Here is an 11677-nt window from a genome sequence, read left to right as displayed (position 1 = left end):
GGCGAGCAGGTTGCACAAAACGCCGTTTTGCACTTTCGCGCCTGAGACCGGCGCGGAGCAGGACAGCCGCCGCAGGCCATTGCCGCGCAATGGGATACTCCCGGTGTGAAAAAACATATCTACATCTATTCCCCGTCCAGCGCCGTACGCGACAAGGCCGCTTTCAAGCGCGGTGTGCTGCGCCTGAAGGCCCTGGGTTACGAGGTCGAGCTGGATGAAGCCGCGCTCACCAGCCATCAGCGGTTTGCCGGCGACGACGAAACGCGGCTGGCAGCCATCCACCGCGCCGCAGCCAGCGGCGCCGATGTGGCGCTGATCTCGCGCGGCGGCTACGGGCTGACCCGCATCCTGCCGGCCATCAACTACAAGGCGGTAGCCAAAGCGGTGGACAAAGGCACACGTTTTGTCGGCCTCAGCGACTTCACGGCGCTGCAAAGCGCCTTGCTGGCCAAAACCGGCGCTGTCTCCTGGGCAGGCCCGGCGCTGGGCGAAGACTTCGGTGTCGAAGGCGAACCCGACGACATCATGGAGGCCTGTTTTGACGACCTGATCACGGGGCAGGGCGAGGGCACGGGTTGGCGCCTGCCCGCCTCCGCTATCAAATCAGGAGCGTCTAGCGCACTTGCAGCAAGGGCTGATGGTGTTTTCAGCATCAAGGACGCGGTATTGTGGGGCGGCAACCTGGCGGTGCTGACCTCGCTCGTGGGCACGCCTTATTTTCCAGCCGTCAAGGGCGGCATTCTTTTCCTGGAGGAGGTGCATGAGCACCCCTACCGGCTGGAGCGCATGTTGACGACGCTGCTGCACGCTGGTGTGCTGGCGCAACAAAAAGCCATTGTTCTGGGCCAGTTCACCAACTACAAGCTGGTGCCGCACGACAAGGGCTTCAAACTGGCCACGGTGGTCGATGGGTTGCAGCGCAAGATCAAGGTGCCGGTGCTGATGGGCTTGCCCTTCGGCCATGTGCCGACCAAGGTGGTGCTGCCGGTGGGCCAGAAAGTGACCCTGGCCGTTGAAGGCCGGGACGCGTTTTTACTTTGGGGCCATAGCCACTGAGGCTGGAATGTGCGCGCGGGCGGACGCTCGGAGTGGGGGTCAGTTCAGGGAACTGCGGCGTGAGCCCAGGCCGCCGGGCAACAGGCCTTCGAACATCTTGGTGATGCTGCCGACTTTTTGCCGGGCAATGGTTTCACCCTGCATCGCCGACAACACGGCCATCACGTCGCCCCGGGCGTACCACAGGCCTTGCGCATCCTGGGCGTAACGCACCCGCAGCGCAATTTTCGGGTAATGCTTTTCGCCGAACTCGCCCAGTTCGTTGAGCATGATTTGCCGAATGCTTTCGGTGCGGGTTTTCTTCCCGGAAGATATCGCTTCGCCACCACTCAGCAAGCCGAGCAAACTGCTTTTTAAATCAGGTGTAATCCAGCGCATAGGTCTCCAGCTTTCTATAAGAGGTCGGCGCATCCCAGCGCACGATCTGGTAGATTAAAGCCCCGAAGCAGCACGCGCAAGATGTATCGTGTGACATGGTTAACGTAAAACAACAAACAAATCAACGCGTTAGTAACTAAATGTCAAGTCGATTCTCTGATTTGTATCCAACCAATACTTTTGCATGCATTGGCTTTTTTGCTGCTGACGAAAAATCCGCCCCCGTCAATCCTGTGAAATATTCACATGCAGCTGCCTTGACGACACCTTTTTTCCACCTCTAATTTTCGTGAGTTTTCCATGACCATCTACCCAGCGCACTACATCAATGGCCAATGGGCCAAAGCCCAATCCGCGGAGACCTTGCCGGTGCATGACTCCAGCACCGAGGAGGTCATGGCAACAGTTCCTGCCGGCACGGCGCAGGAGGCCGAGCGGGCTGTGCTGGCCGCCCGTGCAGCGTTTGAGGGCTGGTCAACGCTGCCGGTGGAGACGCGCGCGGCCTACCTCGACAAGGTGGCCGCTGGCCTGAAGGCGCGCAGCGACGAGATGGCCATGGCGATTGCCCGCGAGGTCGGCATGCCGCTGAAAATGGCCAAAACCGTGCAGGTCGGCGGCCCGACCTGGCACTGGGGCAATTTCGCCAAGGTGGCGCGCAACTTTGAATGGGAAAAAAAGGTCGGCAACTCCCTGGTGGTGCGCGAGGCCATTGGTGTGGTCGGCTGCATCACGCCCTGGAACTTTCCGCTGAGCCAGATCACCCTGAAGATTGCCCCGGCGCTGGTTGCGGGTTGCACCGTGGTGCTCAAGCCCAGCGAGATCGCCCCGGTCAACGCCATGATCCTGGCCGAGATCATCCACGAAGCCGGGCTGCCGCCGGGCGTGTTCAACCTGGTCAACGGCATGGGCCCGGTGGTTGGCGAAGTGCTGGCGACGCACGCGGAAGTCGATATGGTCAGCTTCACCGGCTCCACCCGTGCCGGCAAACGCGTCAGCGAGCTGGCCAGCCAGTCGGTCAAACGTGTGGCGCTGGAGTTGGGCGGCAAGTCGGCCAGCGTCATCCTGGCCGATGCTGACTTCGAAGCCGCGGTCAAGGGAACGATTTCAGCCTGCATGCTCAACAGTGGCCAGACCTGCTCGGCCCACACCCGCATGCTGGTTCCGGCCAGCCGCTACGACGAGGTAAAAGCGCTGGCGAAAATCGCGATTGCCAAATTCAGCATCGGCCCCAGCCTGGACGAGACCAGCCGGCTCGGCCCGTTGGTCAGCGCGAACCAGCGCGAGCGCGTGCTGGGCTTCATCCGCACCGGCATCGCAGAGGGCGCCGACGTGATCGCCGGCGGCGCCGACGCACCAGCCATGGACAAGGGCTACTTTGTGCAGCCCACCATCCTGGGCATCAAGTCCACCGACACCCTTGCCAGGGAAGAAATTTTCGGCCCGGTGCTGGTTGTCATCCCCTACAAGGACGAGGAAGAAGCCGTGGCGATTGCCAACAGCACCATCTACGGCCTGGGCGGCGGCGTCTGGAGCGGCAGCGACGAACATGCGATGAAAGTCGCACGCCGCATCCGCACCGGCCAGGTCGACATCAACGGTGGCCCCTTCAATGGCAACGCGCCGTTTGGCGGCTACAAGCAGTCGGGCAACGGCCGTGAAAACGGGGTCTACGGCTTTGAAGAGTTCCTGGAGTTCAAGTCCCTTCAGCTCCAGCCCGCCGCAGTCGCCTGATTTTTCGTCGGCTGGCCTGACCGGCGCTTGTCACTCAACCGGGGGAACACTATCGTGGTCTGGATCAAACGATTTTTCTGGCTGGTACTGCTGCTTGTGCTGCTGCTGTCGGTTACCGCGGCGATTTACATCAGCCGGACCTTCCCCGCACTGGACGGCGAGTTGAAGGTGTCCGGCCTGCTTGCCCCGGTGTCGGTGGCGCGCGATGGCGCCGACGTGACCCACATCAAGGCCCAGTCTCCGCGCGATGCGTGGATGGCGCTGGGTTATGTGCATGCGCAGGAGCGCGGCTGGCAGCTCGAGTTCAATCGCCGGGTCATGCACGGCCAGTTGTCCGAGGTGCTGGGCGAAGCCACACTGGACACCGACAAGCTGATGCGCACGCTGGGCATCATGGAGGCGGCCGAGCGCCAGTGGCAGGTGCTGCCTGCAGAAGCGAAACAGGCCTTGCAGGCTTACAGCGACGGCATCAATGCGTTTTACACAGGCAGCGACCAGGCTCTCTCGCCGGAATTCCATATCCTGGGTGTCAAGCCGGGCGGCTCCGGCCAGGCCTGGACACCGCAAGACAGCGCGGGCTGGGCGCTGATGATGGCGCTGGACCTGGGTGGCAACTGGGGCAATGAATTTGCCCGCTTGTCGGCAGCCAAAGTTCTCAGCACCGAGCAGCTCTGGCAGCTGTTCACGCCTTACCCGGGCGAGGCACCGGCTTCGAAGACCGACTTCGCCAAACTGTATGCCGGCCTGGGTGTTTACAGGCCGACAACAGATGCTATTAAAACGGGAGCTGTTGACGCCCATCCGGTAAGGGCTGCAGGCCTTTTTGACCTCAAAAACCCGGGAACTCCGGAAACAACAGCAAACCGGATGGCGCTGGACATCAACGACTGGGCCGCCAACATCGGCAACGTCGAGGGCAAGGGTTCGAACAACTGGGTGCTGGCCGGCACCCGCACCGCCAGCGGCAAGCCCTTGCTGGCCAACGACCCGCACCTCGGTTTGTCCGCGCCAGCCATCTGGTACTTCGCGCGCCTGCAGGCACCTGCGGGCCAGGCGCCGGACGGCAAGGCCACGGCCGCGCTGGACGTGATAGGCGCGACCCTGCCGGGCCTGCCTTTTGTGGTGCTGGGCCGCACCCGCAAGGTCGCCTGGGGGTTTACCAACACCGGCCCCGACGTACAGGACCTGTATCTGGAGCAGATCAACCCGGCCAACCCGCAGCAGTACCGGGTGCCCGGCAGTGGCAAGGCGCAGTGGGCAGACTTCAAGACCCGCAGCGAAACCATCAAGGTCAAGGGCAAGCCCGACGTCAGCCTGAGTGTGCGCGCCAGCCGCCACGGGCCGGTGCTGAGCGACGCGCAAAAGACGCACACCGACGTGCTGGACATCAAAAAATACGTGATTGCGCTGCGCTGGAGTGCGCTGGAAACCGACAACCTGACCGCGCTGGCGGCCCTGCGCGCCAACCAGGCCCAGTCGGTGGACGAGTTGATCGCGGCTTATGCTGACCACCATTCGCCGATGCAAAACGTGGTGACGGCCGACGTCGCCGGCAAGGTCGCTTACAAGGCCATTGGCAAGGTGCCGCTGCGCAAGGCCGACAACGACATCCTCGGCGTCGCGCCGTCACCCGGCTGGGAGGCCAGGTACGACTGGGCGGGATGGTTGCCTTATGCGCAGACGCCGCAGGCGGACGCGGCTGCCATTGGCGTCAAGGGCTGGTTCTCCAACGCCAACCAGAGCGTGGTGGCTGCCGGCTCCGACCTCTTCATGGGGCAGGACTGGGTCGTGCCTTATCGCTTTGACCGGATCGAAAAATTATTGGCAGCCACGCCTCGCCATGACGTGGCTTCCATGCAGAAAATCCAGAGCGACCAGCTGTCGCTGGCGACGCTCAGGCTGCTGCCGCTGCTGCAGAAGACGGCATCGCAGCACCCGTTGGCCGCCGATGCGCAGGCCGTGCTTGCAGGGTTTGACGGCAATATGCGGGCCGACAGCGCCGCGCCGCTGATCTTTTCAGTCTGGGTTGATGAACTCACGCGCGGCGTGATCGGCAGCAAGCTGGGTGAGGTCCGCCTCAAAAGCATGTACGGCAAGCGTCATTTCCGCAGCGCGATTGAAGAGATGGTCGAGCGCAACGACCTGTCCTGGTGCGGGGCTGCCGGCTGTGCCGCGCAGTCCACCGCAGCGCTGGACCGTGCGCTGACGGTGCTGCAGACCCAGGAGGGCGCCGCGCCCGCCCAATGGAAGTGGGGCAAGGCCCATCAGGCCCTGTCGGCGCACCGGCCCTTTGGCAACGTGCCCGCGCTGGCCCGCTTTTTTGATGTCAGTGTGCCTACCGGTGGCGACTCCTTCACGGTCAATGTCGGCCAGTACTGGCCCAACGATTCCAAAGTGCCTTTTGCCAACCGGCATGCGGCGTCTCTGCGCGCGCTTTATGACTTGAGCGATCTGGAGAAGTCGCAGTTCATTTACCAGACCGGGCAGAGCGGGCTGGTTTTTTCAAGCCGCTACCGCGACATGAGCAGCACCTGGGCCGATGTGGCCTATCGCCCGCTGCAGATGAACCCGCCGGCCTTCACCCACGAACTCCGGCTCAAGCCTTGAGGCTTCAATCCTGATCCCGGCCCGCCACACAAACTCAGGCTGGCACGGCATCCACATTGAGCCGGTCCCAGTGCCGGTGGCTGGTCATCGACGCCATAAAGGCCTGGGCAATCTGCCCCTCGGCGGCCTTGCGGGCATCGGCGAGCAACACGCCGGTGGTTGGCTCCATCACCTGGTCGCCATGGCCCTCTAGCGCAAATCCGAGCGTGCCCAGCAACTGCACGCCTTCATTGAGGGCGCAGATGGTTTTGCAATGTTTGTAGGTCTCTAGGATAAAGTGGATGGCATCGCCCATCTGCATCAGGGTTGCGGCGCTGGCTGCGCCGCCGGGCAGCAGCACCGCGTCAAACATCACCGATGGCATGTTGGCAAAGGTGTGATCCACCGCAAGCTGCTTTCCTGAGGACGTGGTGACCGCTCCGAGCTGCGGCGCAATGAGTTTGCAGGCTGCACCAGCGTCCAGCAGTTCCTGTTGCAGGCGCTTGAAGGTCAGCAGGTCTACGCCGTCGGCCACTAGAATCGCGATTTTTCGGGTCTTGATGTTCTCCGCCGGTCTGGCCATGCTCAGCGCCGCGTCTTCCTCGACCGACGGCGCGATGCGATAGTCCCTGAAGCCGAGACGACCTGCGGCTGCTTTGGCGTCCGGTGCGTTGATGCCCAGCGGCGCAGCGACCCTCGCCGCCAGTTTGGAGTCCACATGCGCCAGGTTATCGACCATGCGCTGGCGGATGTCTGACACCTCGACCTTGGACAGCTCAAAGCGGAAGGCGGCAACGATGTGGTCTTTCTCGGCCGGGCTTTGGCTGTTCCAGAAAAGCCTGGCGTGCGAAAAATGGTCATCGAAGGACGGGCTACGGCGCCGGACTTTGGGCGGCTCCAGTTGCTCGGGGTGGGACTGAAAACCCTGAGCACCGCCGTCAACGCGGTATTCGGACCCGTTGGCAAGCGTGTTGGGCTCGTAGGCTACCCGACCTTTGTTGACGCTCTGGCGGTGCATGCCGTCACGCTGGAAGTTGTGGAAAGGACAGACCGCCTTGTTGATGGGCAGTTCATGAAAATTAGCACCGCCCAGGCGAGAAATCTGCGTGTCGGTGTACGAGAACAGCCGCCCCTGCAACAGCGGATCATTCGAGAAATCAATGCCCGGCACCAGGTGGCCCGGATGAAACGCGACCTGCTCGGTTTCCGCAAAGAAGTTGTCCGGGTTCCGGTTGAGCACCATTTTACCGATGAGTTGCACCGGCACCACCGATTCGGGGATCAGCTTGGTCGGGTCCAGGATGTCGAAGCCAAGCTTGTCTTCCTTGCCTTCCTCGATGATCTGCACACCCAGCTCCCACTCGGGAAAGTTACCCTGGTCGATGGCTTCCCACAGGTCGCGCCTGTGGAAATCGGCGTCCTTGCCGGCGATCTTCTGCGCCTCGTCCCAGGCCAGGCCATGAACGCCGAGCTTGGGTTTCCAGTGGAACTTCACGAAGTGCGACTCGCCGCGCGCATTGATGAAGCGAAAGGTGTGTACGCCAAAACCTTCCATCATCCGGTAGCTACGGGGCAGGGCGCGGTCCGACATGGCCCACATCAGCATGTGGGTGGATTCGGGCATCAGCGAGACAAAGTCCCAGAAGGTGTCGTGTGCGCTGGCGGCCTGCGGCATCTCGTTGTGAGGTTCAGGCTTGAGGGCATGGACCAGGTCCGGGAACTTGATGGCGTCCTGAATGAAAAACACTGGGATGTTGATGCCGACCAGGTCGTAGTTGCCTTCGTTGGTATAGAACTTGACGGCGAATCCGCGTACGTCGCGCACCGTGTCCGCCGAGCCGCGTGAGCCAGCGACCGTGGAAAAGCGAACAAACACCGGAATTTCTGCCTCGGGGTTTTGCAGGAAACCCGCGCTGGTGTAATGCGCCATCGGCTTGTAGACCTTGAAGTAACCGTGGGCCGCCGTGCCCCGTGCGTGCACCGCGCGTTCGGGAATGCGCTCGTGGTCGAAGTGGGTGATTTTTTCGCGGAGGATGAAGTCCTCCAGCAGCGTGGGACCGCGCACGCCAGCCTTCAGCGAGTTGTGGTTGTCCGGGATCTGCAACCCCTGGTTGGTCGTCAGGACGTTGGTCTCATCGGCGGCGGCAGCCTGGAGCTGTTTTTGTTTTTCAGTGGTCGCTGAGGCAGTTTTCGTGGCGCTGCTGGCTGTAGTGCGCTTGGGTTGCGGCATCTGTAATCCTTGGGGGTCAAAAAAGGGGTTCCTGGCGATCTGCACCGGGGTGGGCTTGCCGCTGGCTTTTATGTCGGCCTCAACCGCCGTCGCAGGCAATAAGGCGTTCCAGCCCCTTCGCAACGGCGATCACTGCCAGTACGGCCACCAGACCCACAAGTAGCCAGCTGGCTAAAGCCTGCAGAGGCTCGGCCATACCGTCTGGCGTCAGCGCCAGGAATCCGATCAGCAGGGCAAAGGTCGCAGGCACAAGCTGCCATGCAGCGAAAATCCGCTTGCCGTGCGTGGCACGCCAGGCAGTGCGCAAGGGCAGGGACGGCTGGGATGGGGAGGCTGCTATTGGCATGAGAATGATCCTGAAGACAGCAAAAACGCAGGACAAAAGTACAGGGCGTGCAATGAGCTTTGACCTTAATCAGTCCCAAGTGACAAAGCCGTAGCTGGGCTACGGCAAGTGTTGTAAGGACAATCGCGAATACCTGTAAGACCCGTCCCACGAATGCGTGCAGGGCATCCTCCTACAGCACCTTGCTCGGCTCTCCCGCGTGGGCGCAAGGTTTGCGCTTTTAAACTTTCTGCATGGAGAGCAGGCTGGTACCTTTTGTAAGCGAGCGACGTTGGCTGGCAAAGCCGGACCGTTCGGCAAGCGAGTGTATCCAGCTATTCAGCGCCTGAACACCTGTTTGCTCACTGCATTTTTTCAACCAAGGCTCCGCCCATGACCATGCCTGCGTCTGATACCGAGGATCTTCCGTTCGGGTCGCTCTCCCGACCACTGGCCAAAGAGGTGCTGCAATCTGCCGAAGAGGCATTCCTGACCAATCCCGCTTCGGTGAACGGCATGGCGGATCAGGGGCCTTCATTCGTGTCACCAGCTGCGGACGCCGCAGGTGCCCGCTCGCGCCAGGTCGGCAAGCTTGCGCAGCAGGTGGCCGAGAAGCCTTTTTTGTCTACATTCCTGGCGCTTGCCGCAGGCGCGTTGCTCGCTGCGGTGGTTCGGTCGGCACTGCAGCGTCGTCGCGACTGACAGGGTGACGGCTGCCGCCGTCGCGCCTCTTCATCGCCTCATGGCCTTATGGCCTTATATCTGGAGATAGACATGCAACCCATTCGCCCTATTAGCCCCATTACCTTTGCAACCGATCCTGAGCCAGGTACGCAGATCCCCCCTGAAATGCCGCCGCCAGAGATGCCGCCCATGCCGGGGCCGGGTGGCCCCCCGGAGATCATCGAGCCGCCCGCGACCGAGCCGACGATTCCCGTGCGGGAGCCCGGCACCGTGACGCCGATTCGGGCCTGAACCCGAAGAACAGCTTCGATGGCGGTCACCAAGGCCAGCGCCTCAGGGCGTGGCTTGTTGCCGCTGATATTCGCTGCGCTTCATGGTGACGTAGGCCGTGCGCTCGATCTCGTGCAGTTGGCGTGGGTAACGCTCGGTGGCGTCAAACCAGAGCTGCAGGCGTTTTTCAAACTGCTGCGAGGCGGGCACTGCAAGCGACGCAAGATAGGTGTCAATCGCCAGGTAGTACCGCATGGTGTTGCGTTCGATCGCACCGCGCATCCCGCCTACCGGGGTTTTGCCCCCCCCCACATCACTGGTCACCTCGGAGAAGCCGATCTTGCTGCTGCCCACTGTCGCCATGTAGGCCTGCATGGCAAGCCGGCCCGTCATGCCGTAGCCGTAGGAATAACGCAGGTGCATAAAGGTTTTGTTGCCCTCGACAGGCGCCGCCTCCAGCTCGATCCGGTAGTTGTGCGTGCCGAGTGGCCCTTTTTCTGCATTGAGCCGAACCGCCATGTAATCTGGCTTGGCCGTAGCCGGTGTGAAGTTGAATGCCAGGGCATGCGCGTCGGTGAGCGCCTGCGGCGTCTTTTTGCCGACGCTGACCGCCAGAACGGCGGGGCTGCTGCCTTTTTCCGCGTTGCAATGTTTGGTGTTGAGATGAAGGATCAGCACCTCGCACCAGTTGTCAGGGTCCTTGAGCGCCGCCATCACCGCGCTGAACGGGTAGCTGATGACCGCGTAAGCGCTGCCGCTGACGGCATTGGACGACTCTGTGGAGTCGATCACCAGCGGACGCTGGAACTGATTGCGCGCGAGCTGCGCGCTCAGGGCTACATACTTGGCCTGCATGCCAGAGGCACCCGCTTCAGGGCCGGGCGACTGAGCCAGCGCCGAGCTGGCCAACCAGGCGCTTGCTGCCAGCAACGTGGCTGCAGCGCGATGTGGGGTGTGTTTTCTGTGAGTCATCGCGACAGTTTGCATGCCACGAACCGCGTTTTGTGCAGAAGGCTCCGTCGTCCTACAGGGCTTGGGTCGACGAGAGAAGGAAGGCGTGGTGTGTTGAAAGCTGAAGCGATTTTGGCCCGTTTTTTTGTAACTGGGTGCTTCGACCTTGATCCGGAGAAGCCGTGAAACTGACCATTAAATAGGCAGAAAGGCCGGTCCGGCGGAGGGTAGGGGTAGGGGCCCTTGCCCGGAAAGCGGTGAAGATAAACAAGGTTTTTGCAGGGAATACTGCTTTTCCTGGACTGGAAACCAATGTAGCGCGGTGTGACTCAGGCTCATATGAGCTAAAATAAAAACTCATTTGAGGAGTTCTGACCATGGCCATCGTCACATCGACTGCAAAAACTCCCTCGCTGCCGTCCCGGACGGCGCTCGCTGGGCGGCTAAAGAAGGGCGTTTTCGCCTGGGAGCGGCTGGAAAAAAGCAGCCATACGGGCTACGCCGATTTGTACGTCATGCCGCCGATGGACCGGGCATTGCTGGTCAAGAAGGGCGCTCCTTCTCACATGGTGGGTGTGATCTCCAAAGAAATGGACATGACGAAGGATCGTTTTGTCAGGATCGTGGGCCTTTCCCGAGCGACCGTGACTCGCAAGATGGCTAACAAAACCGACTTGTCGGCCGACGAGAGCGAGCGTCTGGTCGGCCTGGCCAAGCTGATCGGGCAGGTGGAAACGATTGTCAAACAGTCCGGGGAATCAGCCGGGTTCAAACCGGCCAAGTGGTTTGGCGAGTGGATTGTGCAGCCTGCGGCCGCGCTGGGTGGCCGCAAACCCGAAGAATTGCTGGACACCGCTGATGGTCGCGAAGCTGTGGCCCGGCTTCTGGCGCAAATGCAGTCGGGCGCCTACGCTTGAGCAGCGCAGTTTTGTGGCGCATCGCCACCGATGCACCGGCTTACGTGGCCGAAGATCTGGACGGGAAGGGCGCTGAAATTACTGGCGGGCGCTGGAATTTGCACGGCTCGCCCATGGTTTATGCCGCCACCAGCATTGCCATGGCTTGCCTGGAAACGATTGTCCATCTGGACGGCAGCAAGTCCTTGCCCTTGAACCGTTACCTGGTGCGCATTGAGGTTCCGGTGGATGTATGGGGCCAGGCTGTGACCATGGAAGCCGATGCGCATGTGGGCTGGGACGCCTTACCGGCTGGCAAAGTCAGCATGGATTGGGGCACGGTCTGGTGTGCCGGCGGTGAATCAGCACTGGCGCGGGTGCCATCCGTGGTGGTTCCTGAAGAGTTCAACGTGCTGGTCAACCCGCGCCATGCCGATGCAGCCCGACTCAAGGCCACCAAGGTACGCAAGTGGACATATGACCCGAGGGCGTTGGGCCGCTAAAAAGAGGGGCCGGCGGTTTGCAGGCTGGGACGGGTTGACTGCTTGATCTTCCATGCTTATCTATTAG

The 11677-nt window shown here is 61.7% G+C and carries 11 protein-coding genes; 7 read left to right on the top strand and 4 right to left on the bottom strand.

Annotated elements, in window-relative coordinates; all coding sequences use genetic code 11:
• Nucleotides 1-105: 105 nt before the first annotated feature.
• Nucleotides 106-1056 (top strand): LD-carboxypeptidase, encoded by a 951-nt coding sequence (locus tag ACESMT_RS13565; RefSeq protein ID WP_372827130.1) that lies wholly within the window; start codon nt 106-108, stop codon nt 1054-1056.
• Between the two features lie 39 nt (nt 1057-1095).
• Here ACESMT_RS13565 and ACESMT_RS13560 read toward each other — a convergent pair whose 3' ends face one another.
• On the bottom strand, nt 1096-1326 hold the full coding sequence (locus ACESMT_RS13560) for a hypothetical protein (protein WP_372827129.1): 231 nt from the start codon (nt 1324-1326) through the stop codon (nt 1096-1098).
• 408 nt (nt 1327-1734) lie between these two features.
• On the opposite strand from ACESMT_RS13560, the gene ACESMT_RS13555 reads away from it, so the two are divergent.
• Together ACESMT_RS13555 and ACESMT_RS13550 are read left to right on the top strand one after the other, a co-directional pair.
• Entirely contained in the window at nt 1735-3165 is a 1431-nt protein-coding gene (locus ACESMT_RS13555) for an aldehyde dehydrogenase family protein (protein ID WP_372827128.1), read from the top strand.
• Nucleotides 3166-3219: 54 nt separating this feature from the next.
• Nucleotides 3220-5772, top strand: coding sequence for a penicillin acylase family protein (locus ACESMT_RS13550; protein WP_372827127.1), 2553 nt, complete (start codon nt 3220-3222; stop codon nt 5770-5772).
• Between the two features lie 34 nt (nt 5773-5806).
• Here the strand turns inward: ACESMT_RS13550 and ACESMT_RS13545 are convergent, their stop codons facing one another.
• Nucleotides 5807-7981, bottom strand: a complete 2175-nt coding sequence (locus tag ACESMT_RS13545; RefSeq protein ID WP_372827126.1) for a catalase — start codon at nt 7979-7981, stop codon at nt 5807-5809.
• A 79-nt stretch (nt 7982-8060) separates the two neighbouring features.
• Nucleotides 8061-8327 carry a hypothetical protein gene (locus tag ACESMT_RS13540; RefSeq protein ID WP_372827125.1) on the bottom strand — a complete coding sequence of 89 codons (267 nt, stop codon included), beginning with the start codon at nt 8325-8327 and terminating at the stop codon, nt 8061-8063.
• Between the two features lie 372 nt (nt 8328-8699).
• Here ACESMT_RS13540 and ACESMT_RS13535 point away from each other — a divergent pair, with 372 nt between their 5' ends.
• On the top strand, nt 8700-9008 hold the full coding sequence (locus tag ACESMT_RS13535) for a hypothetical protein (RefSeq protein ID WP_372827124.1): 309 nt from the start codon (nt 8700-8702) through the stop codon (nt 9006-9008).
• Between the two features lie 72 nt (nt 9009-9080).
• Nucleotides 9081-9281, top strand: a complete 201-nt coding sequence (locus tag ACESMT_RS13530; protein WP_372827122.1) for a hypothetical protein — start codon at nt 9081-9083, stop codon at nt 9279-9281.
• A 42-nt stretch (nt 9282-9323) separates the two neighbouring features.
• On the opposite strand, the gene ACESMT_RS13525 is transcribed toward ACESMT_RS13530, so the two are convergent.
• Entirely contained in the window at nt 9324-10232 is a 909-nt protein-coding gene (locus ACESMT_RS13525; RefSeq protein WP_372827121.1) for a hypothetical protein, read from the bottom strand.
• 356 nt (nt 10233-10588) lie between these two features.
• Here ACESMT_RS13525 and ACESMT_RS13520 point away from each other — a divergent pair, with 356 nt between their 5' ends.
• Together ACESMT_RS13520 and ACESMT_RS13515 are read left to right on the top strand one after the other, a co-directional pair.
• Nucleotides 10589-11128 (top strand): antitoxin Xre-like helix-turn-helix domain-containing protein, encoded by a 540-nt coding sequence (locus tag ACESMT_RS13520; protein WP_372827120.1) that lies wholly within the window; start codon nt 10589-10591, stop codon nt 11126-11128.
• Entirely contained in the window at nt 11125-11610 is a 486-nt protein-coding gene (locus tag ACESMT_RS13515; protein ID WP_372827119.1) for an RES family NAD+ phosphorylase, read from the top strand. Before ACESMT_RS13520 ends, ACESMT_RS13515 begins: the two co-directional genes overlap by 4 nt.
• The last annotated feature ends 67 nt before the right edge of the window (nt 11611-11677 follow it).

It is taken from the genome of Polaromonas sp., from assembly GCF_041689105.1.
Lineage (GTDB): Bacteria > Pseudomonadota > Gammaproteobacteria > Burkholderiales > Burkholderiaceae_C > Polaromonas.
The sequence above is the reverse complement of the archived record's forward strand: the minus strand, read 5'-3'. Positions and strand labels throughout refer to the sequence as shown.